Origin of the sequence: Streptomyces sp. NBC_00435, from assembly GCF_036014235.1 — a bacterium.
Classification (GTDB): Bacteria; Actinomycetota; Actinomycetes; order Streptomycetales; family Streptomycetaceae; genus Streptomyces.
Genome location: NZ_CP107924.1, coordinates 6,672,040 through 6,696,555 on the forward strand (window position 1 = coordinate 6,672,040; position 24,516 = coordinate 6,696,555).

General features: G+C 69.8%; 14 protein-coding genes. 6 read left to right on the forward strand and 8 right to left on the reverse strand.

The window, feature by feature from the left end; all coding sequences use genetic code 11:
- Positions 1-16: 16 nt before the first annotated feature.
- The gene (locus tag OG389_RS30185) at positions 17-7,573 is read right to left on the reverse strand and encodes a ricin-type beta-trefoil lectin domain protein (RefSeq protein WP_328301614.1); all 7,557 of its coding nucleotides are present in this window, start codon (positions 7,571-7,573) and stop codon (positions 17-19) included.
- A gap of 510 nt (positions 7,574-8,083) precedes the next feature.
- On the opposite strand from OG389_RS30185, the gene OG389_RS30190 reads away from it, so the two are divergent.
- Entirely contained in the window at positions 8,084-11,134 is a 3,051-nt protein-coding gene (locus OG389_RS30190; RefSeq protein ID WP_328301615.1) for a DNRLRE domain-containing protein, read from the forward strand.
- Between the two features lie 219 nt (positions 11,135-11,353).
- Here OG389_RS30190 and OG389_RS30195 read toward each other — a convergent pair whose 3' ends face one another.
- From OG389_RS30195 to OG389_RS30215, 5 genes are all read right to left on the reverse strand, one after another.
- Positions 11,354-12,355 (reverse strand): cation diffusion facilitator family transporter, encoded by a 1,002-nt coding sequence (locus OG389_RS30195; protein WP_328301616.1) that lies wholly within the window; start codon positions 12,353-12,355, stop codon positions 11,354-11,356.
- 155 nt (positions 12,356-12,510) lie between these two features.
- Positions 12,511-13,980 (reverse strand): MFS transporter, encoded by a 1,470-nt coding sequence (locus OG389_RS30200; RefSeq protein ID WP_328301617.1) that lies wholly within the window; start codon positions 13,978-13,980, stop codon positions 12,511-12,513.
- Positions 13,981-14,043: 63 nt separating this feature from the next.
- Entirely contained in the window at positions 14,044-14,883 is an 840-nt protein-coding gene (locus tag OG389_RS30205) for a class II glutamine amidotransferase (RefSeq protein ID WP_328301618.1), read from the reverse strand.
- 268 nt (positions 14,884-15,151) lie between these two features.
- Positions 15,152-15,625, reverse strand: coding sequence for an iron chaperone (locus OG389_RS30210; RefSeq protein ID WP_328301619.1), 474 nt, complete (start codon positions 15,623-15,625; stop codon positions 15,152-15,154).
- A 73-nt stretch (positions 15,626-15,698) separates the two neighbouring features.
- Entirely contained in the window at positions 15,699-16,154 is a 456-nt protein-coding gene (locus tag OG389_RS30215) for a carboxymuconolactone decarboxylase family protein (protein ID WP_328301620.1), read from the reverse strand.
- A gap of 181 nt (positions 16,155-16,335) precedes the next feature.
- Here OG389_RS30215 and OG389_RS30220 point away from each other — a divergent pair, with 181 nt between their 5' ends.
- On the forward strand, positions 16,336-18,756 hold the full coding sequence (locus tag OG389_RS30220) for a tetratricopeptide repeat protein (RefSeq protein ID WP_328301621.1): 2,421 nt from the start codon (positions 16,336-16,338) through the stop codon (positions 18,754-18,756).
- A 109-nt stretch (positions 18,757-18,865) separates the two neighbouring features.
- Positions 18,866-19,096: a hypothetical protein gene (locus OG389_RS30225; protein WP_328301622.1), complete on the forward strand. Its 231-nt coding sequence runs from the start codon at positions 18,866-18,868 to the stop codon at positions 19,094-19,096.
- A 7-nt stretch (positions 19,097-19,103) separates the two neighbouring features.
- Here the strand turns inward: OG389_RS30225 and OG389_RS30230 are convergent, their stop codons facing one another.
- On the reverse strand, positions 19,104-20,297 hold the full coding sequence (locus OG389_RS30230; RefSeq protein WP_328301623.1) for an alpha/beta hydrolase: 1,194 nt from the start codon (positions 20,295-20,297) through the stop codon (positions 19,104-19,106).
- 325 nt (positions 20,298-20,622) lie between these two features.
- Here OG389_RS30230 and OG389_RS30235 point away from each other — a divergent pair, with 325 nt between their 5' ends.
- The 3 genes from OG389_RS30235 to OG389_RS30245 all read left to right on the forward strand — a co-directional run bounded on the left by OG389_RS30235 (position 20,623) and on the right by OG389_RS30245 (position 23,669).
- A complete protein-coding gene (locus OG389_RS30235; RefSeq protein WP_328301624.1) occupies positions 20,623-21,447 on the forward strand; it encodes an inositol monophosphatase family protein in 825 nt (274 codons plus the stop codon).
- 120 nt (positions 21,448-21,567) lie between these two features.
- Complete coding sequence (locus OG389_RS30240) at positions 21,568-22,986, forward strand: phytoene desaturase family protein (protein ID WP_328301625.1); 1,419 nt, start codon at positions 21,568-21,570, stop codon at positions 22,984-22,986.
- A gap of 122 nt (positions 22,987-23,108) precedes the next feature.
- On the forward strand, positions 23,109-23,669 hold the full coding sequence (locus tag OG389_RS30245) for an O-acetyl-ADP-ribose deacetylase (RefSeq protein ID WP_328301626.1): 561 nt from the start codon (positions 23,109-23,111) through the stop codon (positions 23,667-23,669).
- Here the strand turns inward: OG389_RS30245 and OG389_RS30250 are convergent.
- The gene (locus OG389_RS30250; RefSeq protein ID WP_328301627.1) at positions 23,642-24,412 is read right to left on the reverse strand and encodes a maleate cis-trans isomerase family protein; all 771 of its coding nucleotides are present in this window, start codon (positions 24,410-24,412) and stop codon (positions 23,642-23,644) included. The two genes, OG389_RS30245 and OG389_RS30250, sit on opposite strands and share 28 nt — an antisense overlap.
- Between the last annotated feature and the right edge of the window lie 104 nt (positions 24,413-24,516).

A 24,516-nucleotide genomic window follows, 5' to 3' on the forward strand; every position in this document is an offset into this window, starting at 1 on the left:
CTCCATGACCGATCGGCTAACCTAGAGTTGTCCGGATTCCCATTCTTGGAAGCAGGGGCTCGCACGCTCCCGGGCAAGGCGCAATTGGCGTGAGATGATATGGCGTGCCCGGAGCGAAATGCACCGCTTCCATCACCGCGTTCACCATTGGGTCCTCTGCTTCGAATGCGTCGCTTATGCAGCCAATCTCAGCACACCCCATGTGATGCCCTCCAGCCGCATCAATTGCCTGCCGGGCCTCGTAGTCAACATCACCAATGCCGCTTCGATCCATGTTGTGCGCGAAGTATCCTCCGGGATTTTGCTCCGTCGTCAGACGTGCAACGACATCAATATCCGGAGACCTCTGCGGGAGGCTGTCGGCATATTTCGCAAGCTCTGTAGAGCAATTGTGGACCAGGACTGGCGTAGCCCCCGCCAGCACATAGTACGTGTGGACGTCGGCGACGGTCAGGTTGTGGACCGTGGTGAGCTGTTCAGTCCATTGCTTGACAGCCTTGATCTGGACGTGAGTGCCAGCACTGGTCTGGAGCCACTGTCCAGGCTGAAGATCCTTGGCGTCCACCCAGCTGTCCATGTCAGGTACCCAGAACGGATGCCTGTCCGTGGCAGTGATGGTGGCCGATGCCATTCCCGTGTCGGCATCAGGGCCGACGGTGATTTCGACTAGGTTTTTGGAGCCCTCGCCCTGGATGGTTCCCGTGACGTCCTTCGGCGCGGTTTCGCCCGTATCCGGGTCCGATGATTGGACCTTGTCGCCGATCTCTATTTCTTCGATCGGCTTCGCCGTGCCGTCTGCCATCAGCACGAGGCTGCCGGCGGTAAAACTGTTGAAGATGCCGCATTTTGCGCGACTAGCTGCCTGTCCGGCCGCCTTTCCTACTGCGGTCTTGGCGAGGGCCTTGGCTCCGGCCTTTAGTGCCAGTCCGGCCCCAACACCTGCCACTCCGCCTGCTGCGCCGAGGCCTGCGCCTATTCCCATGTCCGTGAGGACGCCCATGATGCTGTGGTCGGCGGCTGGGTCCATGAGGTTGGCGACTGCTGCACCGGCAGCTCCGGCCAGTGCACCGCATCCTGCGGCCAGGGCGAATCCGGCGCCTCCTGTTGCTAGGGCCGCAGCGCTGGCGCCTGCCACGCAGGCCGCGCCGACAACGATCTCAGTGGCGATCGAAACGATCGCTACCTTGTTCTCGTTCCAGACCTTTTTGGCTGAGCAGAGGGAGAACCAGCTTCCGCAATTCTTACCCTTGTTTCCACTCTTCCCGTTGCCGTTGCCCTTTTTACCGTTCCCGTTGCCCTGGTTGTCGTTGCCGCTGGGGCCGTCTCCGCTGTCCGCGGAGTCGCCCTTGTGGCCGCCTCCGGGGGTGAAGGGGTTCGCCGGTGAACTGCCGTCCGGCTTTTCGCTGTGGCCTGTGCCGTCATCCGTTCTCAGGCCCGTGGGGTCCGAGTTGCTGATGGGGTTGCCGTTGGCGTAGGTGTACCCGTTCATCTGGAGCGGGTCGGTGATGTCGATGATCGGGTCGACGCTGATGAAGCGGCCTGTGGCGGATTCGTACTCGCGGGCGCCGATGTGGGTGAGGCTGGTGGTGTTGTCGTTGTTGCCGGTTCCGAGGAACGTGCGGCTGCCTGCCCAGCCGACCTGTGCGCCGCGGTCGTTTCCGTAGGGGTCGAACTTCCGCCGGGTGATGTTCTGGGTGGCGTTCTGGTCGATCGCGGTGGATGCGGTGTTGTGGTGGTCGGTCAGCTGGACGGAGAGTTTGTGGTCTGTGGCCTTGCCCCGGGTGGTGCGGACGGTGTTGCCGTAGTAGCGGGCGGCGTCGAGGGGCTGGCCGGCCTTGTTGACGGTGATCTCGGCTTCGCCGAGGTAGAGGGTGCGGCTGCTGCCGGTTTCCTCGATCAGGCGGTTGCCGGAGGCGTCGTAGAGGTAGGTGGTGGTGGTGGTGTCGAAGCTCCACTGCTGGTTGGCAGTGCCGTTGCAGGTGTAGACCTGCAGGTTGGTGCCGTCCGCAGTGTTGCCGTTGGGTACGTCCACGCAGGCGTTGGCAGCCGCGTTGTACAGGCTCTTGTCGCCGGCCCGGTAGGTGAACTTCTGTTCGTTGCTGCCGTCGCATGCCGCGAGGACCGCATTGCCGCCTGCGGCTTTGAGGCACTTGCCGAGCGCGCGGACGGTTTCACCGCTCAGGCGCCACTGCTGGGCCTTGGTCTCGTTGCAGGGCCAGAGCTGGACGGCGGTTCCGTCAGCCCTGCTTCCGCTCTCGACGTCGAGGCACTTGCCGGAGGGACCGGTGACGGCGACTGATCCGATGCCGGGGCTGGAGGCGGAGGTGAGCTTGTTGCGCCGGTCCCAGTTCAGGATCTGGGTGTCGCCGCCGACGGTGCGGCGCGTGGTGTTGCCGGCGTTGTCGTAGCCGTAGGTCGACTGAGAGGTGACGGTGGAGCCGGGCTTCTTGACCGTCTCGTCGGTCTTGACGAGGGCGTGGGGCTGGCTGGTGGTGTCGGGCTGGGTGCCGTTGCCGGTCACCTTGACCCCGTAGGTGTACTTCGTCGTTGTGGTGCTGTCCTGAGCCGGATCGGTCAGGTCGTGGTCGATGAGCTGGGTGCGGTTGCCGATTTTGTCGAAGGAGTACTCCTTCCAGTAACCGGCTCCGTCGATCCCTGGGGTGACGTCGCTCTTGGACGGGCCGGTGCAGGCATCGGTCTTGCCTGTCCAGGCCTTGGTGAGCTGGCCCATCGGGTCGTACACGTAGCACTGGGTCTCGGCGATGCCGCCGGGCTGGCTGTCGGTGACCGAGGTGATGTTGCCCGCGGGGTCGTAGGCGTACTTGACGTCGCTGATCCGGTTCGGGCCGGTCTGCCGGTCGGATATCGACTGGGTCATCCGGCCGGAGTTGGGGTCGTACCGGTTGGTCTGCCACACGCGCTGCGGTGCGCTGCCCGAGGTGGAGCGCAGTACTTCGCCGTAGGGGCTGTAGACGGTGTCGGCGGTGTACCAGGCCAGGCCCGAGAGGGTGACCGGGGCGCCGTCGGCGTTGTAGCGGGTGATCAGTTTCTCTGCGGCCAGGCCGCCAGGGGTGGCCGGGACGGTGGTCGACTGGACCTTGCCGGTGGGGGTGTAGGTGGTGCTGTAGGTGTAGCTGCCGGCGAGGCCCTTGGTGGCCGGGGTGTCGGGGATGGTGATCTTCGAGCCGGTGGGCCGGTACTCGGTGTCGTATCCGGTGGCCTCGCTGGTGTAGGCCGCCCCGGCGTTGTAGCGGGTGGATGCGACGGGCTGGCCCTTGGCTCCGGGCAGCGTGTCGAAGGTCCATGCGGCGACCAGCGGACCGTTCGCGGCGTCGTCGCGGAGTTCGGTCGTGCGTCCGAGGGCGTCGTAGGTCGTGTACTGGGTGCGTCCGGCGGAGTCCTTCGTCCAAGTCTTCTGGTCGAGGGTGTCGTACCCGAACGAGGCCGGACCGACGTCGGGGTCGTCGGATGCGGTCATGCGACCGCGTGCGTCGTAGGCGTACGTCCAGGCGTTGCCGGCCGGGTCGGTGACCTTCGACAGCTTGTTGCGGGCGTCGTACTCGTAGGTGGTGCTGTTCCAGACGGTCGGGTCGGCGTCGGCGGGCTTGACCGGGTCGATCTTGGAAGTGTCGGTTGTCGTGGCCTGGTTGATTCTGGAGGTGCGGCCCAGGACGTCGGTGAACGTCTTGGAGGCGCGGCTGCCCTTGAGCGGAGTCCTTCCGTCGCCCGACATCGCCGTCCGGGTGAGCGTCCAGTCACCCGCGTACTGGGTCGTTGTCGAGTTCTGCGCCACGTCCGCGTACATGGTGGTGGTGCGGACGGTGCGGCCCAGGCCGTCGTAGGCGAACTCAGTGGAGTTGGGGACCTTGTAGACGCTTTCCGGGACGAAGAACTCCTTGGCCGGCTCGCCTTCGGCGAGGTAGCCGTTGTTCGTCTGGCGGACCGTCCCGTTCGCGCTGTACAGGGTGTCCGTGATCAGACGTCCTCCGCCGAGGCCTTCGGTCTGGGTCTGGCGCGGACGCAGCATGCCGTCGTAGATGGCGACCGACTGGGCGTAGGTGCCGTTGTCCCGCAGGGTGGCGGAGGTGACGACGGGCGCCTTGTCGACGTCGATCTGGTAGGCGAAGGTGTAGGCCGCCTTGTCGGAGGCCGGCTTCTGCGAGGGGGTCCACACCGCGGTCATCCGGCCGAGGGCGTCGTAGGACTTGGTGACCTTGCGGCCGTTGGGGTCGGTGGATTCCAGGGGAACGCCGCGGCCCGGCTCGTTGGTCGTCGTCGTCGTGTGCCCCAGCGCGTTGGTACTGGCGACGGAGAAGACCGGGCCCGTCGCAGGGGTGTAGGACGTGGTCAGGGCATTGTTGGCCGCGTCGATGACCTTGACCGCCCGGCCGAGTGCGTCGTATTCGGTTCGGGCGGTGGTGATCCAGCCGTTGCCGGCCGAGTTGAGGGTGTCGACCTGGTAGGGCAAGCCCTTGACGGGGGCGGTGCCGAACGCGGCCAGCGCGTCGTAAGAGGTGCGTGTGTCGGCCAGGACCGTGCCACTGCTGGTCGAGGCTGCGGTGCAGTCGCCGACCGTCGAGCGGACCCGCCAGGGCAGACCGATCAGATACGTGTTCGTGTTGCTGACGTACGCGGTGACGGCGCAGGTCTGGTCCGTCGTCTTCGTGCCGCCTGTGCCGTCGGGGATGACGGCCTCGCTCTGCACCCTGGTGATCAGGCCGTACGTGGCTTCGGTGAAATTCAGGGTACGGAGTGTGCGGGTGGCACCGCCGCTGATCGTGTTGATTGTCTCGGTACGGGCGATACCGGTGCGGAAGGCGTCCAGGGCGGTGGTGCCGGGCCTGGGCCGGGTGCCGGTCTTGACACTGGAGGGCCAGCTGATGGTGCGGGAGTCGACGGTGCCGCCGGCCTTGGTATAGGTGATGATCTCTGCGGCGGTTCCCTGGTACTGCGGCAGGTCCTCCGCGATCTCGGCGCCGGTGGAGTCCTTGACCGAGACGGTGGCACGTCCGGCATCGCCGGACATGCCGCGGAAGTAGACGGTGCGGGTCTGGGACTGTTCCGTGGCGTCCGTACCGCCCGAATTCGCGGTGACGCCCTTCTTGACCAGGACGGATGCGTATCCGCGCCACTGGTTGTAGGTGCGCAGTTCGGGCTTGGAGAACTCGTCGTCCTCCTTGGCCCAGGCGGGCTTGCCCTCGTAGGTGTAGCTGGTGGTGACGTCGGGCTGGCGGGCGACGCGGTCCTTCTCGACGACCTTTTCGACGACGTACTTGTTGAACCACTCCAGCGGGGGCACCTTGACGCTGCCGTCCGGGGACCAGTGGGAGGGGAAGCAGCGGTCGGTGTTGTTCTCCGGCGCGAGGTGAGTGCCGCCGACCGGGCAGGGGGTGGAGTAGTCGACGTGGGTCTCGCCACCGGTTTCGTTGCGGATCGTCTCGATACGAAGCCGGTCGAAGGCCGGGGCCGCGTCCTTGGGGCCCGTCTTGATGCGGTTGGGCATGTCCACGGTGTTCGCGATGAACGACACCGCCGGCAGCCCTGTGCTCAGCTGATTGCCGCTTGTGTCCTTCGCGGTGCTGTAACCGGTGCGGGTGATGGACTCCAGCCACAGAGGAGGACTGGTCTCAAAGCGCTGCTTCGGGAAAGACTGCTCCAAGGCCCAGCTGTCGACCAGGGACAGGGCCGTGGAGCCCGATGTGCGCTGAGCCGAGGTGGTGACGGCGGTCAGGCGTTTGCGGCTCCAGAAGGTCGGCGATCCGGTGGGGCAGTACTTCGAGTCCTTCTTGCAGCTGAGGTTGGTCGGGGTGTCCCACCAGGGCTGCTTGTCGCCGGCGTTGTTCGAATCGAATTTGGCGTCCGAGCAGGCCGTCTGGCCTTCCTCGATGCAGCGTTCCTTCACCGTGAACTCGACCCGGCCCGCAGGCGCACCCGACAGGTTGTCGTTGCGCAGGCCGTAGGTGATCTGGGTCGGGTAGCCGCCTCGCGTGTAGGGGGTGTTTGCTGTGGCGCTGCCGTTCTTGGGGTAGTAGTTGAGGTCCTTCTTCCAGTCGATGATCATCGCGTTGCCGTGGACGTCCTCGACGTAGTCGAGGTTCCATCGCCAGCCCTGCTCGCAGGATGAAGCCGCGAAGGAGGCCTGGAAGCAGGGTTCGCCGGGGTGGTTTCCGAATACCGGGGCGGTGAAGACCGAGTTGGTCACCGCGCGGCTGCCCGCACCGTCGACATCGTGGCGACCGAAGAAGTACCGGGTGCCTTCACGCGTGGTGACGACCCAGTACTCGCCGTCCTTGGCGCCGTTGACGACGTCCTTGTTGGTCAGCAGCTCGACCTTGGAGCCGTCGTCGGACACGGGGATCCACTTGCCTGTGGCGGTGTCGTGGACGAGCTCGGTGGAGGAACCGCTGAGCGACATGGTCACGCTGTCGCCGGCCCAGCACAGGTCGCCCTTCTCCTTGTCCTTGGTGGTGTCGTTGTTCGGCCTGCCGGCCGGGCTCGCTTCGAGGTCGTCCGAACAGGAGCGGTAGCGCCGCTCGATGAACCCCGGGTCGTAGCCCCAGCCGTCTCCGATCCATGAGGCCTGGCCGTTGGCGACCGACGTCCTGCCGTCCACGGACTGCGAGGAGTAGGACAAGGCGATCTTGGGGGACGGGCCGGCCGGCGGGGCCGGGACCGTCAGCGGGTAGCTCCAGGAGAAACCACCGCCACTGCCACCGGCGGTCCAGCTGCCGGACGGCGAGAGAGGCGTGGCCTTGTAGGTGCCTCCGGGGCCGGACGCGCCGCCCGTGGCGGTCAGGACCGTGGGGCCGCCACCGCCGCCCGCCATGGTCCGCAGACCCTGACCCGGCGCGGTAGCGGGGTCGACCGTGGCACGCACGGTTCCGGTGACCGGGTCGTTGACACTGGAGATCTCCTGCGCCGTGCTGCACTCGGGCAGATCCGGGGTGTCCAGGAAACAGGCCGGGCGCTGCTTGAGCGTCAGCCGGGTGGCCCATTCGGTGCCGTAGAGATCCTTGAACTGGTTGTAGTCCAGCTCGACATCGACCGGAGTCGATCCAGCGGCGGGCGGCGTGACCTTGATGATGGCGCCGTCGATGGCTTTCGCCTCGGTCGAAGCACGTGTCTCGACCGCGACGGACCACGTCCCCGTGGGGTCGGGCGGAGCAGGGGTTGCCTCGGTCGGGGATGCCTTGCCGAGACTGACCGGCAGTGTTCCGGCCTTGACCAGCTTGTTCCCGGTAACCCCGGTCAGCGGGACAGTCTCAGTAGCACCGGCCGGTGGGGTCACCTTCGATGGTTCATAGGCCCGCAGCGGAGCATCGGTGGCGGGCTCCCAGCCGGCCAGCTTCGCAGCCTCGACCTTGTCGAGCTTCACCTTGATGTCACTCTGCAGCCCGGGTAGTTGCACCCCGTCACGGCCACCCGGTGGCGCTGCCCAGGCCTGGGTCGGCAACAGCGTGACGACCAGCATCACGGACAGCGCGACACTGGCCCGCCCGGCAAGGCGCGCCCGTCTCGCGCGCGCCTCTCTACTTCCGGGCAGGCGGAAATTGTTCGCCGAGAACGGCGACATGTGGACCCCCCCACGTACTGCCCCCGCGGCTGGCGCGCACGGCTGACAGGAAACTGACAAATAGCCAGCTGATTCTGTCGGGCGGGCACTGCGAAAATCCATGGGTAAATACCCGCTGTGGTCTTTGTCACTTTATCAGTGGCGTATGCCGGGACAATCAATGCAAATCGGTCACAAATGGCCGGTGGGGAATTAAAAGTGAGGTGTGACGATGTCGGAGGGATGGTCCATGCTCGGCTCGCGCATCCTGCGCGTGAATGGTTAGCGGGGAGCAGGCCCTTCAAGTTCAGGCCAGTGGCCTAAATGCTCTGTCAGTGCCGAGGGTTGCGGGACTACGCTGCCCGAGGGGGGAGAAGAATCATGACCGTCAGTGAATCCGTGGATGAAAGTCCGCCAACAGGCACAGAACAAGGTGAATGTGCCGTAGCCGCGCTTCGTCGGTACAGGCGGCGAAGAGTCTTGGGCGGGCTCGCCGCATTCACGGCACTAGCGCTCGCGCTACCCGTCGTCGTGCACCTGACCGACAGCGGGAAGCCGCAGCGCCGGCCGGGCAAGGGTGGACCTGTCACGGAGTCGCAGGCGCGCCGTCTGGCGTCAGGGACCGGTAAGGAGGTCGAGGCAACGGCGGCACGCAGCGCCAACACCACCACGTGGGCTCGGCCTGACGGAACGTTCCACAAGCAGGTCTTCAGCAGCGCGTTTCGCGCCAAGGTGGACGGCCAGTGGAAGCCGATCGACACCAGCCTGGCGCGAGTCGAGGGTGGCTTCGCGGCCAAGGCGGTCAACGGTCACGTCGTCTTCAGTGCCGGATCCGGGGCGAAGCCTTCGGGCGGTGGGGAGCGCTCTTCGCGCGGCGTGAGCCGAGTGGCTCTGCGGCGCGACACACCTGCGGACACGTGGACCGAGCTGGTCCGGCTGAACACGGACGGCCACGACATCGTGGTGAGTTGGCCCGGGCCCATGCCCGAGCCGGTCATCGACGGACCGCGCGCACTGTACGAGAACGTCCGGCCGGGCATCGACCTGGTCATGACCGCGCAGGACGGCGGCTACTCACATCTGCTGGTCCTCAAGGACAGGCAGGCGGCGGCTGATCCGCTGCTCGGCCAGCTGAAGTACCAGCTGGCCTCTCCCGACCTGACGTTCCGTCTCGATGAGGAGTCGGGGGCGGTCAGCGCTCGCGACGACAAGGACGCGGAAGTCGCCGGATCACCCACCCCGATGATGTGGGACTCCAGCGGCAAGGTCGCCACCACCGACGACGAGCCGGCCTGGAAGCCGACCGACGTCGCGAAGGATCACCCGACGCTCGCCCTGCACGGTCTCGCGGGCGCGGAGGGCGCACGTCTGAAGCCCGCCGCGGCGGCCCTTGTTGACAACACCCTTTCAGTGACTCCCGACAGCTCCATTTTGAATGCCCCGGAAACCATGTATCCGGTCTTCATCGACCCCTCGTTCAAGGGCCACAAGAGCGCCTGGACGCTTCTCTACAAGACGGCAGATACCTCAAGCTTCTACAACGGGCAGAACTTCAACGCGAGCGGCACGAACGAAGCCCGCGTCGGCTACGAGTCGACCTCGGGCGGTACATCTCGCTCCATCTTCAACTTCGAATTCGGCAGCGAGCTCCGCGGCGCCGGCATCCGCTCGGCCAGCGTGCATGCCTTGCAGACGTATTCGTGGTCGTGCGACCGGAAGCGGATGGACGTCTACTCGACCCCGCGGATCTACTCCTCGAGCACGTGGAAGAACACGGCGGGATTCTGGGGCAACAAAGTCGCCGAGGAACTGGCGGGATACGGCTACAACAGCTCATGCCCCGACAACTGGATCGCCCCCGACATCAAGGGTCTGGTCACCAACGCGGCCAACGCAGGCTGGGGCGACCTGTCGCTGGGATTCGCGGCGCCGGACGAGTCGAACTCGTACTACTGGAAGAAGCTCCTCGCCAATGGTGAGAGCGCCCCGTACCTCGACATCGTCTACAACACACCCCCTGACATCCCGGTCGCGGCGAACATGCAGACCATCCCCGGCGGCCCGTGCCTCACCACCGGCGCCGGCAACAGCATCGGCAAGACACCTGTGACCTTCCAGGTCAAGGGCACCGACCGTGACGGGAACCTCAACCAGGTGCAGATCGGCATCTGGCCCGCCGACGGCGGCCAGTCCGTCTTCAGCCAGTGGCTGACACCCGCCAGCGACGGCGTTGCCACCACCGTGATCCCCTGGGAGTCCTTCACCGCCGGGAAGAAGTACCACTGGCTCGCCCGCACCAGCGACACCGACGGCTGGCAGTCCCCGGGCAGCGGCCCCCAGGACTCGGGAGGCGGTGGCTGGTGTACGTTCACCGTCGACCACACCGCCCCGCCGAACCCCGGCATCAGATCCACGCACTTCCCGGCGCCCGGCCCCGACGCCACCGAGTGGAGCGTGAATCCCGCTGGCACAAAGGACCAGTGGATCGAGGTCCTGGGCAACGGTGCCAAGCCCGAGGACATCCGCGAGTACCAGTGGAGCCTGAACCACCCCCTCTACGACCAGAAGGCGTGGCCGTGGAAGGACGACCTGGCCTCGATCGGACTCCAGGCCGACATCGCCGGCCCGAACGTTCTCTACGTCCGGACCGTCAGCAAGTCCGGCAACATCTCCACCCCGACCGAATACCTCTTCTACGTCCAGCCCGGACCCGGCCAGGACGAACCCGGCGACGTCACCGGTGACGGAGAACCCGACATCCTCGCCATCGACGCCGCCGGAAACCTCCGTACCTACGCGGGCGACCAGAACGGCGACACCGACGCGTACATCCCGGGCGCCGTCCAGGACGGCAAGCCGGTCGCTCCCGGTTACTGGAAGAGCGTCAACGGCAAGTCGGCACTCATCGCCCACTCCACCGACTGGTACCCCGGCGACGGCATCACCGACCTCATCGCCCGGATGCCCGACGGCAAGCTGTACGTCTACCCCGGCACCGGCACCGGCCAGTTCGACGTCGGCCGCCGCATGGAGATCCTGCTGCCCGCAGGCGCGCCGGATCCGGCGACCCTGCGGCAGATCGTCGCCTCGGAAGACGTCGACGGCGACGGATTCGCGGACATGTTCGGCCTTGACGAGGACGGCTTCTGGGCGTTCACCGGATACAGCGGAGCGAGCTTCTCCTCGACCAAGAGGCTGTCCGGCAACTGGGCACCGCGCGACGTCATCGGTGTCCGTGACGTCACCGGAGACAAGGTCCCCGACCTCCTGTTCCGCAACGCCGCCGGCCTCATCCTGCGCATCGGCAAGCCGGGTGCGAACGGTGGAGCAGACCTCAACTCCCTCGCGGCCGCGGCCAACGCCGAAGGCGGGCACGACAACGTGTACGCCACGACGGGCTGGCTGAGAGCCGACAAACCCACCGTTCTCGGTACACCGGACGCCACCGGAGACGGCATCCCCGATATCTGGGCCCTGGACACCGCCGGGAACCAGACGCTCTTGCGAGGCGGAACCGACCAGGTCGGCGGCGCGTCCGGCGCGGACGAGGACGGCTGGAACACCTTCCTCACCATCGGCTAACAACCCCTGGTACGCGACCAGTACCCACCACGGCGCCCGGCCGGGACACAGCTCCCCGCCGGGCGCCGGCACGCCCCGCGCTGATCGACGTCGACGGCCTCGGCGGTGCCATCGACCAAGGCGTCACCCACGGCACCGGCTTCGATGAAGCGGTCGACCGCTACGAGACGTCCGTGCAGGCCATGGGCTTCCTGCCGGATGCGGAGCCGACCGCCTGGGTCACTGCCCGGGGTCGTGTCCGGCGGCGGTCGCGTCGTGGCGGGCCGCCGCCGCGTCCGTGACGTCCAGGAACACTTGGTCCAGCTCGTGCCAGCGGCCGCGTACCTCGCGCCGGATGCGCACCATCGCGTCCTCCACGGTCTCGCTGTCGTAACCCGGGGTCAGGTCGACGCGCGCGGCCACCATGACCGAGTCGGGAGCCAGACGCATGGTCAGCAACGCGGTGACCGTGTCGATCTCCGGCTGCTGGGCCAGGAACGCGCGCACCTGGCGCTGGACGCCGGGGTCGGCCGCTTCGCCGACCAGTTGGACGCGCGCCGCCCGGCCGAGCGTGTAGGCGACGTAGACGAGCAGGACGCCGATCAGGATGGAGGCGGACGCCTCGTACGCGATCTCCCCGGTCACCATGTGCAGGGCGATGCCCGCGATCGCGAGCAGGACACCGACGCAGGCGGTGCTGTCCTCGGCCAGCACCGTCCGTAGGGCCGGATCTCGGCCCGCCCGGATCTCGGCAGCCATACCGCGGCCGGCCGCCCGCGCGGCGCTCCGCACCTGGAGCAGCGCCCGGACGAGCGAAGCCCCTTCCGCGGCCAGGGCGACGATGAGGACGGCCAGCCCGATGAGGTAGCCGTCGCGCGATTCGGAGCCGCCGGAGCGGAAGGCCTCGATGCCCTGGAAGACGGAGAAGCAGCCGCCGGTGACGAAGATGCCGACGGCCGCGAGCAGGGACCAGAAGAACCGCTCCATGCCGTAACCGAAGGGGTGGCGCGCGTCCGCCGGGCGGCGGCTGCGTTTGAGGGAGGCCAGGAGGAAGACCTCGTTGAGGCTGTCGGCGATCGAGTGCGCCGCCTCCGACAGCAGCGCCGGGGAAGCGGCAATGACCCCGCCAAGGCCCTTGGCCACACAGATGGCGAGGTTGGCGGCGAGCGCGACCCAAATGGTCTTGCGCGTCTGCGCGTCCCGGCCGCTGCCCGACGTCCCGCGCGCCTTGTCCGCGGCCATGCCACGTCCCTCCTTCTGCCCGGCTGTCGCTTGCTGTCGCTTCACACGCACGGCGCCTGCTCGATGGCGGTGGGTCCAAACCCCTTGGCCGGGGAGCCGGTCCCGCCCGGCCGCGCCTGCTCCGTCGGAGGAACCTCATGCGGGGGGCCGAACCCTCATGCCGGGTCCGCGGCGGGCCGGACCGAGAGCGGGGTGGCGATCTGCTCCAGCGACCTGCCCTCGGCCGCGACCGCGTAGAAGACGGCCACCAGCCCCGCGGCCACCATGAGCCCGGCGCCGACGCAGAAGGCGACCACCGCGTCGGACACGACCCCGCTGGAAGTCAGCCCCGCGAAGAGCAGCGGGCCCGAGATGCCGCCCGCCGCCGTACCGATGGCGTAGAAGAACGCGATGGCCATCGCCCGGGTCTCCATCGGGAAGATCTCGCTGACCGTCAGGTAGGCCGAGCTGGCCCCGGCTGAGGCGAAGAAGAGCACGAAGCACCAGCAGGCGGTCATCGTCACGGCGGTGAGCCTGCCGGCGCCGAAGAGCCACGCGGTGCCGAACAGCAGCAGCCCTGACAGGATGTACGTGCCCGCGATCATCGGCCGTCGCCCGACGGTGTCGAACATGCGCCCCAGCAGCAGCGGTCCGAGGAAGTTCAGGAAGGCCACGACGGCGAAGTAGAAGCCGGTGACCCCGCTGGAGACGTGGAAGAACGTGACGAGGATGGAACCGAAGCCGAAGGTGATCGCGTTGTACAGGAAGGCCTGGCCGACGAAGAGCGACAGGCCGAGGACGGCGCGGCGCGGATAGGACCGGAAGACCGTCCTAGCGATCTCGCCGAAGCCGATGCTGTGCCGCTGGGTCATCGTGATGGCCTGCTCCGGCTCGGCCAGCCGAATGCCCTTTTCCTCTTCCACCCGCCGTTCCACGTCCGTGACCAGTGCCTCCGCCTCCTCGGCCCGGCCGTGGATGATCATCCATCGCGGGCTTTCGGGTACGTGGCGCCGCACCAGCAGGATGACCAGCCCGAGCACGACCCCCAGGGCGAACGTCAGCCGCCAGCCCAGGGCCTTCGGGAAGATCCCGGTGTCCAGGGCGAGGACCGACAGGAGGGCGCCCGCGACGGCGCCGATCCAGAAGCTGCCGTTGATGATCAGATCGACGCGGCCGCGGAACCTGCTGGGGATCAGCTCGTCGATCGCGGAGTTGATGGCCGCGTACTCGCCGCCGATGCCGAACCCGGTGAGGAAACGGAAGAGGAAGAACCACCAGGCGGAGAAGGACACGGCCGTCAGCGCGGTCGCCGCCAGGTAGACGCCGAGGGTGACCAGGAACAGCTTCTTGCGGCCGAACAGGTCGGTCAGGCGGCCGAAGACCAGCGCACCCGAGCAGGCACCCGCCACGTAGAGGGCGGCCCCGAGCCCGGTGACCTGGGAGTCGGTGATCGAGAGCCCGCTGCCGTCCTCGGAGATCCGGCTCGCGATGCTCCCGACGACGGTCACTTCGAGACCGTCCAGGATCCATACGGTCCCCAGCCCGATCACGATCATCCAGTGCCACCGTGACCACGGCAGCCGGTCCAGTCGTGCCGGCACTTTGGTGGTGACGGACGCCGTCCTCGACTCGGTTCGCTCCGACATGCTCCGGCGTCTGCCCGGGCCGCCGCGCCGCAAACGGCCCGCCCGGGCCCGGAGAAGCGGCCGTCAGGGGAGTTCCGGGACGAAGGGGAGGTAGTCCGTCCCCGGAGCGGAGGGGATCACGGTGTAGCTGGCCTCGGGAAGCTCGTTCCACACGCCCGGCAGGTCCCCCAGCGGCTCGGAGACCACGATGCGGGTCTGGTCGGAGATCTCGCGGAGGTAGTCCAGTTCCGGGTGGAGGTGGCGGACGGTCTCGGCGCGGCTGCTGTAGAAGAGCGAGCGGGACTCGCCCTGGCTGGAGTAGCGGAACGCCCATACCCGCTCTCCGTCGCTGACCGCCACGGTCATCTGGAGCGGTTCCGGTACCCCGTGCTCCTTGCCGAGCCGTTCCACGAGCCCCGCCATCCTGGCCACCGCCCCCGGGACGTCCTGGTCGAGCCCGAAGGTGACCGCCAGGTAGAACATCACCTCGGAGTCGGTGGACCCCTCGATCGACGCGAAGAGCGCGGGGTCGACGGCCATGCACAGGTCCCGCTGGAGCCGGTCGAAGTCCGCGATGGCGCCGTTGTGCATCCACAGCCAGCGCCCGTGCCGGAACGGGTGGCAGTTGGTCTGCTGCACGGCCGAGCCCGTAGAGGCGCGGACGTGCGCGAAGAACAGCGGTGAGCGGACGTGCGCGGCCAGCTCGCGCAGGTTGCGGTTGTTCCAGGCCGGCGCGATGTCCCGGAAGATCGCCGGGGTGCCGTCGCCGTCCGCGCTGTACCAGCCGATGCCGAAGCCGTCGCCGTTGGTCGCTTCGACACCCATCCGGGCATGGAGGCTCTGGTTGATCAGCGAGTGCTCGGGCCGGTAGAGCACGGCGTCGAGCAGCATCGGCGATCCTGAGTAGGCGAGCCACCGGCACATGGGCGCATCCCTTCCGCACGTCCCTTTCGGGGCCTGGTCCGAGCCTAACCCGGCGCCTCTCCTCCGTCCGCGCTCCCGCGCCGGGGCCACCGCGGAGGTGCTGCGGCCCGAAGAGTGCTGGATCACCCTGGGTCAGGTCCGGTCGCCCACGGCGACCGGGACCCGCGCTCTCCGCTCCAGCGGCCCGCCGCGACCGCCCATCGCGGCCACCAGGTCTTACGGTGGTCCTGGTCCTGGTCCTGGTCCTGGCCGCGGCCCCGGCCCCGTCTCAGGTCGAGGCGTTCTTCACGAGGGTGCCGATCCTCGCCTCGGCCTCGGGGGTCATCTCCGTCAGGGCGTAGGAAGTCGGCCACATGGAGCCCTCGTCGAGATGCGCCTGGTCGCTGAAGCCGAGCGTCGCGTAGCGCGCCTTGAACTTCTCCGCGCTCTGGAAGAAGCAGACCACCTTCCCGTCCCTGGCGTACGCGGGCATCCCGTACCAGAGCTTCGGTTCGAGGTCCGGGGCGCTCGCCCTGACGACCGCGTGGACGCGTTCGGCCATGACCCGGTCCGAGTCCGTCATTTCGGCGATCTTCACGAGCACGGCGGCCGCCTCCTCCGCCGCCTTGTCGGCGCGCGAGCCGCGGCGCGCCGACGCCTTGAGCTCCTTGGCCCGCTCCTTCATCGCGGCCCGTTCCTCCTCCGTGAAGCCCTCGGTGGTCCGGTGGGACGTGCTCGTGGCGGGTTTCTGGGTGTTCGTCATCGCGGGTTCCTCTCGGAAATATGAGGTGATCTGCTGAAGTGGCTTACTGGGAAATGGAGTTGACTGCGCTTTCTCAGCCCCAGGCTCCTGCGATCTGGCGGGTCGTGGCGTTGAGCCGGTTGAACATGTTGGTGACGCCGATCATCAGGACGATCGCGGCCAGCTGCTTCTCGTCGAAGTACGTGGCGGCGGTGTCCCAGACCTCGTCGTTCACCGCGTCGGGACGATCGGCCAGCCGCGTCGCGGCCTCGGCCAGCGTGAGGGCCGCGCGCTCCTCGTCGGTGAAGTACGGGGCCTCGCGCCAGGCGGCGACCGTGGCCAGCCGCTCGTCGCTCACCCCGGCCTTGCGGGCCGACTTCGCGCCACCGTCCACGCAGGCGCTGCAGCCGTTGATCTGGCTGACCCGCAGGTGCACCAGCTCCAGGATCTGCCCGTCCACCCCACCGGAGTGCACGGCCTTGAAGATCTCCTGAATGGGCTGCATGGCGCTGGACAGGACGACGGCGGGGTTCTGCATGCGGGACTGCATCTCGATGTGCTCCTCTTTCGTGGCCGGTGCCCCGTTCCTCCGGGGCATGGCTCCATGACAGCCGCAGTGGACCGGTACGGCGATGGCCGTGGGACGCCGTGGGACAGGCGGAACATCCTTGACCGGCGGAGATCGGGGCCGGGATACTTCGGCCCGGACGGGACAGGGATGCGGGGGGACCGTGGACGTGGAACGACGGACGGTGAAGGACGACCCGCTGGGCGAATTGGCCGCACGGCTGCGGCTGCTCCAGGAACTGTCCGGGCTCGGCGTACGGGCCCTCGCACGGGACACCGGCCTCAGCTCCTCCTCGCTCTCGCGCTACCTCAGCGGCCAGACCGTGCCGCCGTGGCCCGCGGTGATCGCCCTCTGCCGCCTCGTCAAACGTGACCCCCGCCCCCTGCGCCCCCTGTGGGAGCAGACCTCCAACCCCCTGCCGGCGCCCCCGAAGGCCTCCCGCCAGCTCCATCCGAGGCCCCGTAACGACCTGCCGCGCGACACAGCCGACTTCACCGGGCGCGAGTCCCAACTCACGGCCGTGCGCGCCGCGGTGGACAGTCACGGGGTGGTGGCCGTCGACGGCATGGCGGGCGTGGGCAAGACCTGCCTGGCGGTGCACGCCGCCCACGGGCTCGCCGCCGCGTACCCGGACGCCCAGCTCTACGTGGACCTGCACGGATTCACCGAAGGCCGCGAGCCGCTCGACCCCGATTCCGCGCTGCGGATGCTGCTCGGCGCGCTCGACGTCCCGTCCGAGCGGGTGCCGCAGGACGGCGTGGAGCGGCTCGCCTCCTGCTGGCGCTCGGAACTGGCCGGCCGGCGGGCCGTCGTGGTCCTCGACAACGCCGCCGACGCCGACCAGGTCCGCCCGCTGCTGCCCGGCGCCGGCCCCTCCGTCGTCCTGATCACCAGCCGCAACCGGCTGCTGGGCCTGGACGAGGTGCCCCCGGTGTCGCTGGACGTGCTCAGCCCGGAGGAGAGTGCCGAGCTGCTGGCCCGGGCGAGCGGCGACCCCAGCGGCCCCGAAGGCCGGCTGGCCCGCGAACCGGAGTCCGCCGCCGAGGTGCTGCGGCTGTGCGGCCGTCTCCCGCTGGCCCTGCGGCTGGCCGCGGCCCGGCTGCGGCATCGGCCGGGCTGGACCGTGGGCATCCTCGTCGAGCGGATGGCGCGGGGTGCGAGCGAGTTCGACACCGCATTCGCCATGTCCGTACGGCAGTTGGACCGCTCCCAGGCCCGGCTCTTCCGGTTGCTCGGCCTGCTCCCCGGAGGATCCTTCGACGAGTACGCGGTGGCGGCCCTGGCGGACGTGCCGCTGCACAGCGCCCGGACGGCGCTGGAGGACCTGGTCGACGCGCACCTGGTCCAGCAGCCCGCGGCGGGCCGCTACCGGCTGCACGACCTGGTGCACCAGCACGCCCGGCAGGCCTGCGCGCGGCAGGACCCGCAGGCCGAGCGGGAACAGGCGCTGGGCCGCTTCCTCGACTACTACGTGCACGCGGCGGCCGCCGCCGACGCCGCGATGCCGGTCCTGTCGCCCGGCCGCCCGGCCTCCGCGGGCCTGCCCCCGGCCGAGCTGCCGCGGTTCGCGGACAAGGACGCGGCCTTCGCCTGGCTCGCCTCCGAGTACGAGACGATGATCGCCGTCTTCGAGACGGCGGTCGCCGTCGGGGCGGACGCGCACGTGTCCGAGCTCCCGCGCTTCCTGCGGGCGTACTTCGCCCGGCGCTGCGGTACGACCCACCTCAACCACCTCTTCGAGCGGTCGCTGGCCGCCGCCGAGCGCCTGGGTGATCCGCTGCAACTGGCCGAGGCGTACAGCGACCTGGGCTTCGCGCGCTACAACGCGGGCCGGATGACGGAGGCCGCGGCCGCCTACGAGGCCGCCGGACTGTGGATGTCCGAGGCGGGCGACACCCGCGCGGAGGCCGAACTTGCCCTGCGCCGCGGCTATCTGAGGTGGGAACAGGGGAGCGCCGAGGAGCCGCTCGAACTCTTCGCGCTGGCAGGGAAGTTGTACGAGCAGGCCGGTTCCCCGGCGGGCGCGGCCCACGCGGCGGCCTCGGAGGCCTGGGCGATGCTCCAGCTGGGTCACCACGAAGAGGCGGCGCGGCGGGCCCGGGAGGTACTGGAGGTTCCGCACGTGGACCCCGCGTGGCCGCCCGCCCTGACGGCCCGGATCACCCTGGGCATGGCCATCGCCGTGGAGGCACCCGCGGAGGCGGCGGAACACCTGCACCGGGCGCTGGCGCTGGCGCGCGGGGACGGGCACATGAACAACGAGGCGTGGTGCCTGAACTGCCTGGGCGTCGCGCTGCGCCGGATGGGCCGTTACGAGGAGGCGCTGGCCAGCCACCGGGAGGCGTTCGCCCTGCTGGACGAGTTGTTCGAGGAGCACTGGAAGATCCGCTTCCTCAACGCCTACGCCGAGACCTGCCGGCTCGCGGGCCTCCCGGAGGAGGCCCTGCGACTGCACCGCCAAGTCCTGGAACTGGCCCCGAGACTGGGCTACCGGCACGAGGAGGCGCTGGCCCGGGAGGGCGTCGCGATCCTGCTCGGGGCGCCGGTTCCGGCGGTCCCGGAGGGCCCGCCCGTACACCGGTGACGGGAGGGAGGGCGGATCGTCCGGACCCGGTTGCAGGACACCGTCAGCTCCTGACAGCCTGGCTCCCGAGCCGGTCCGACCGCGGGCCGGCCGGACCCGGGGGACCGTCATGAACATCAGAGCCGCCGCCGTAGCCGCCACCGCCGCCTTCGCGCTCGCCGCGCTGGGTGCGGGCCCGGCCTTCGCGGACAACCACAGCAGCGTCGCACCGCAGGGCCAGGGACCGCGATACCTGCAGGACGGCGCGTACGAGCACCTGTCCCCGCGGAGCATGATCGACGGCCAGTCCGAGCACCTGGCCCCGCGGAGCCGGGTGGTCGGAGACCTCGCCACCAACTAGGAGGGGACTACGGCGTCTGCGCGCCCCAGCCGTTGGGGCAGGCGGCCGGGGTGGCCGGGGCGGTCCCGTAGGCGTAGGCGACGAAGTCCTTGAGCTCCGGGCCCCAGTAGGGCCACGCGTGGTCGCCGGCGCCCCGGCAGTAGCGGTGGTCGACCGCACGGTCCTTCAGGTCCTGGTGGAGGGCCGCCGTCATGGCGCCGATCTCCTTCTCGCCGGTGCCGCCCGTGCCGCCGGCGTACAGGGCCATCTTCCCGCCGTACGAGGCGTACTTGCCGTCGAGCGCCAGGTTGACCGGGTTCTGCCCCGGCCAGGTGCTCGGCGGTCCGAAGACCGTGGCCATCCGGTACGGGGTGTCGCCGGTCACCCGGAACTTCCCGTCGAACAGGCCGGTCCACAGGATCGACGCCCCCACCTGCCAGGTGGAGTCGGAGACGATGGTCTGCGCGCCCGGGTCGTAGATGTCCGTACCGGGTGAGAAGGCGCCGACCGCGGAGAACAGGTCCGGGTGGCGGCCGGCGTAGCGCAGGGCCCCGTAGCCGCCCATCGAGACGCCGGCGACGGCCCGTCCCGCGGCCGCCTTCACGGTGTTGAAGTTGGCGTCGATCCACGGGACCAGCTGGTCGATGTGGAAGGTCTCCCACTGCGGGGCGAAGAAGCCGTCCGTATGGCCGGGCCAGTCGCTGTACCAGCCGGCCTTGCCGGCCTCCGGCATGACGACGATGCCCTTGAAGGCAGAGTCCTCCAGGTTCGCGGTGACATTGCCCTCGTCGGTCTTCGACCACTGCTCCACGTCGCCCGAACCGCCGTGCAGCAGGTACAGCACGGGGTAGGGGTGCGCCGGGTCGCGCTGGTAGTCCTCCGGCAGCAGGATCCGTACCCGCACCGGGACCTGGGCCGGATTGATCGACGGGGTGCCGTCGTGCGCGGCGAAGATCGCCGCGGTGGTCACCGAGGCGTCGCCCATGCGCGGGCTCTGGCCGGAGGCGACGGACCAGGTCCGCAGGGTCAGTCCGGCCGCATTGGGGGCGGGCAGCGAGGGGAGTACGGACGTGGCGCCCACGGGGGCGGCGGGCGCGGCGATCACGAGCGCGGCGGCGGTGGCGAGCAGGGCCGCCGCGCGGCGGAGGGGTCGGAAGGGGCGGAAGGGTCGGAAGGGTCGGAAGGGGCGAGAGGGCCGCAGGGGAGGCACAGGTCGGCGCACGGAGGCTCCCAGGAATGGGGGGAAGGGAAGGGGAAAGGGGGAAGGGTCGACAGAGAGGGAAAGCCGGGAGGGGGATAGGCCCGGCCGGTGTAACACGGGCGGGCAGAGGCCACCAGGAGGTCGACCGGGTTCCGGTCCACGTGGTCCGCGCGAACGGTTCACGGGGGACTGCGCGAACGGTCCGTACGAGTCCTGCGCCGCTCCGTGACCAGGACGGGCCGCTCGCTCCCGCCCGGCGGCCCGTTCACCCGCGGTCCACCCGGAGTGCTGCGATCCGCCGGGATTGCCGGTGGGGATTGTCAGCCGGTCGTGCTTTGCTGGAGGCATGATCGATGAATTCCTCGCCCGCGACCTGTCCGCCGTCGACGAAGCCGTCCGCAAGGCGGCGGCGGTCGAGATCATGCCGAGATTCCGCCAGCTGGCCGACCACGAGGTGGACCAGAAGAGCGGCCCGCACGACCTGGTGACCGACGCCGACCGCAAGGCCGAGGAGTACCTCACGGTGGCCCTCACACGGCTGCTGCCGGGCTCGGCCGTGGTCGGGGAGGAAGCGGTGCACGCCGACCCCGGGGTGTACCTGGCGCTGCGCGCCGACGCCCCGGTGTGGATCGTGGACCCCGTGGACGGGACCCGGCAGTTCGTGAACGGCGAACCGGAGTTCTGCACGCTGGTCGCGCTCGCACACCGCGGGGAGATACTCGCCTCCTGGACCTTCGCCCCGGCGCTGGAGGAGATGGCCACCGCCGTCCGCGGACAGGGCGCCTACGTCAACGGCCAGCGGATCCTGAGCGGTTCGCCGGAGCGCGGTGCCGAGCTTCGGGTCGCCACCGCCCACCCGCTCTACACCACCGAGGAGGAGCGGCGCATCCTGGCGCGCCTGGACGTACCCGGGGTGTCCTCCCGCGCGTGCGGTTCGGCGGGCCTGGAGTACCTGAAGGTGGCCCGGGGCGAGATGGACGGCCTCGCCTTCAACTGGCCCTCGGCCTGGGACCACGCGGCCGGGCTGCTCCTGGTCGCCGAGGCGGGCGGCGCGCAGAGCACCGTGGACCGGGTCCCCTTCCGGGTGGACCGGGACAACGCGCTGCCCTTCGCGGTCGGCCGCGACGAGGCCACGGCGGTACGGATCCGCGAGCTGCTGCGGGGCGAGTGAGCACCCCGCCGGGGCGACGGCTGAGCCCACCGCGAACGGAGTTGGCGCGGATCGGGGACGTACCCGTGGACAGGCGCAATACCCTGGGGGCGGTGCCGCCGCCGGACGAAGGAGTCGCAAGTGCCGTCGATCCTCGATGCGGTCGTGGTGGGGGCCGGGCCCAACGGGCTGACGGCCGCCGTCGAACTGGCCCGGCGCGGCTTCTCGGTGTCCGTCTTCGAAGCCGCCGACACGGTCGGCGGCGGGGCCCGGACCGAGGAGCTCACCCTCCCCGGCTTCCGGCACGACCCCTGCTCGGCGGTGCACCCGCTCGGCGCGGGCTCCCCGGTCTTCGCCACGATGCCGCTGAAGCGCTACGGGCTGGAGTGGCTGCACGCCCCGCTGCCCATGGCGCACCCCTTCGACGACGGCACGGCGGCCGTGCTCGCCCGCTCCGTCGCGCAGACGGCCGCGTCCTTCGGCCCGCGGGACGCGGGTACGTACCGACGGCTGGTGGAACCGTTCCTCGGCAAATGGGACACCCTGGCCCGGGACTTCATGTCCCTGCCGAGCACCGCGCTGCCCCGTGACCCGGTCACCCTCGCCCGCTTCGGACTGGCCGGACTGCCGCCGTCCACCTGGCTGCTGAGCCGCTTCCACGACGACCGGGCCCGCGCCCTGTTCGCCGGGCTCGTCGCGCACGTCATCGCCCCGCTCGGCGGGATCGGGACCGGCGCCGTCGGCCTGGTCTTCGCCCTCGCGGCGCACGCGAACGGCTGGCCGATGCCGCGCGGCGGCTCGCAGTCCATCTCCGACGCGCTCACCGGGTACCTGCGCGACCTCGGCGGGACCGTCCACACCGGGTTCGAGGTCAAGCGGCTCGACGACCTGCCGCCGGCCCGGGCGTACGTCTTCGACACCTCCCCGACCGCGCTGGCCCGTATCGCACGCCTGGGCCGCGTCTACGACGGCTACCGCTACGGCGCCTCCGTGTTCAAGCTGGACTACGCCCTGGACGGCCCCGTCCCCTGGACCGCCGAGGAGCCGCGCCGGGCCGGCACCGTCCAGATCGGTCCGCGCACCCGGGACATCGACGCGGCCCTGCAGCTGGCGTCCGGCGGGCGGGCCCCGCGCACCCCCTTCCTCATCGCCGCCCAGCCCAGTCTGGTCGACCCCGGCCGGGCGCCCGAGGGGAAGCACACGTTCTGGGTGTACGGGCACGTCCCGGCAGGCTGGGACGGCGACCTCACCGACGCCGTCGAGCGCCAACTGGAGCGCTTCGCACCCGGGTTCCGCGACCTGGTGCTGGCCCGCGCCACGGCGGGCCCTCCGCAGCTCGCCGCCCGCAACCCGAACTACGTGGGCGGCGACATCGCCTGCGGCGCGGCCTCGGGCCTGCAGCTCCTGCTGCGCCCCAGACTGACCCTGTCCCCGTACAACACGGCCCACCCGGCCGTGTTCCTCTGCTCATCGGCGACCCCGCCCGGCCCCGGCGTGCACGGCATGTCGGGCCACAACGCGGCCAAGGCCGTCTGGCGCCACCTGCGGAGGAAGGGCTGACCCCGGCGCGCACTTCGGCCGGCGGAGGTTCTTCGGCGACCGGGGGAACGCGAACGCGATTCCGCTGGAAGCGGGTGCCGGGACGGCGGTAGCCTGCGGCGTCCGCCGGGGAAAGGATCATCGTGGTGCGCATCGTGCTCGTTCGGGGGGACATCACGGCGGAGAAGGCTGATGCCGTGGTCAACGCGGCGAACTCCTCGCTGCTCGGCGGGGGCGGGGTCGACGGGGCCATTCACCGGCGCGGGGGGCCGGAGATCCTGGCCGCCTGTGAGGATCTGCGGCGCTCTCACTACGGCAAGGGGCTGGCGACGGGCAAGGCGGTCGCCACCACGGCCGGACGGCTTCCGGCCGGGCACGTGATCCACACCGTGGGGCCGGTCTGGTCGCGGGACGAGGACCGTTCGGCACTGCTGGCCTCCTGCTACCGGGAGTCGCTGCGGGTCGCCGATGAGCTGGGTGCCCGTAGCGTCGCGTTCCCGGCGATCTCCACCGGGATCTACGGATGGCCCATGGACGACGGGGCCCGGATCGCGGTGGAGACCGTACGGGCGGCCCGGACCGGGGTTCAGGAGGTGCGGTTCGTGCTGTTCGACGAGCGTGCCCACGAGGCCTTCGCGGCGGCGCTGGAAGGTGCCGGGACGGACCGGGGCGGGGGTCAGGGCGCCGAGAACAGACGTCCGTAGCTGGTGACGGCGGTGGTGGGGGAGCCGGCCGCGCGGAGGGCCGCCCAGAGGAGGACCTGGTTCGCGGTCAGGACCGGGCGGTCCAGGGTGGCCTCCAGGGCGGCGATCGCGCCGACCGCGCGGAAGCCGTTGCCGCCGATGACGACCGCCTCCGCGGTGTCGGGGACCCGGGACACCACCCAGTCGTGCAGGGACCGCGGCTCGATCAGGGTCTGGTCGCTGGGGAGCTCGCAGGGGGCGGCGTACGGGACCTCGAAACCGGAGTCCTCGTAGTAGCCCCGGCCCAGGTCGCTCAGGGTCTCGTCGAACCACGGCGGGTCCACGAGGGCGATCCGGCCGGCCCCCAGGGTCCGCAGCGCCTCGACGGCGGCGGCGCAGGTGGCGACCACGGGCAGGTCGTGGGCGCACTTGCGCAGCCGGTCCAGCATGAACCCCTCCGCACGGGGGCCGATCACGTACGCGGAGCTGGTGAAGGCGTAGGCGATCACCGCCACGGGCGCGGCGGCCAGCAGCTCGGCCGCCTCGTCCACGTGCGGGGGCTCGGCGAAGGCCCGTACCGGGGCGAGCGGGATGGTGGGGTCCATCACGCCGCCGCTGCCCATCGCGCCGAAGGGCACCCGGGCGGCGTGCAGGCCGACATCGGCCGGGGCCATGGCGCGCAGCTCCGACTCGGGGCCGACGTCGGCGTGCGGGGTGAGGACTCCGAGGCGGACGCGCACGTCCCACCCGTCGGGCTGCCACATCGCTCGTTCCTCTCGGAGGGTGAGGGAGGGATGCCCTACTTTGGCACCGGCCGGGCCGGTGTGCCGCCGGGCCGCGCCGCCCGAGGGGTTGTCCACAGGGTCGG

Coding starts and splice junctions, on each gene's coding strand:
- OG389_RS30205 (WP_328301618.1), bottom strand. CDS start 14,883: ATGTGCCGGTGGCTCGCCTACTCAGGATCGCCGATGCTGCTCGACGCC.
- OG389_RS30185 (WP_328301614.1), bottom strand. CDS start 7,573: ATGTCGCCGTTCTCGGCGAACAATTTCCGCCTGCCCGGAAGTAGAGAG.
- OG389_RS30235 (WP_328301624.1), top strand. CDS start 20,623: ATGATCGATGAATTCCTCGCCCGCGACCTGTCCGCCGTCGACGAAGCC.
- OG389_RS30215 (WP_328301620.1), bottom strand. CDS start 16,154: ATGCAGTCCCGCATGCAGAACCCCGCCGTCGTCCTGTCCAGCGCCATG.
- OG389_RS30225 (WP_328301622.1), top strand. CDS start 18,866: ATGAACATCAGAGCCGCCGCCGTAGCCGCCACCGCCGCCTTCGCGCTC.
- OG389_RS30195 (WP_328301616.1), bottom strand. CDS start 12,355: ATGGCCGCGGACAAGGCGCGCGGGACGTCGGGCAGCGGCCGGGACGCG.
- OG389_RS30250 (WP_328301627.1), bottom strand. CDS start 24,412: ATGTGGCAGCCCGACGGGTGGGACGTGCGCGTCCGCCTCGGAGTCCTC.
- OG389_RS30210 (WP_328301619.1), bottom strand. CDS start 15,625: ATGACGAACACCCAGAAACCCGCCACGAGCACGTCCCACCGGACCACC.
- OG389_RS30200 (WP_328301617.1), bottom strand. CDS start 13,980: ATGTCGGAGCGAACCGAGTCGAGGACGGCGTCCGTCACCACCAAAGTG.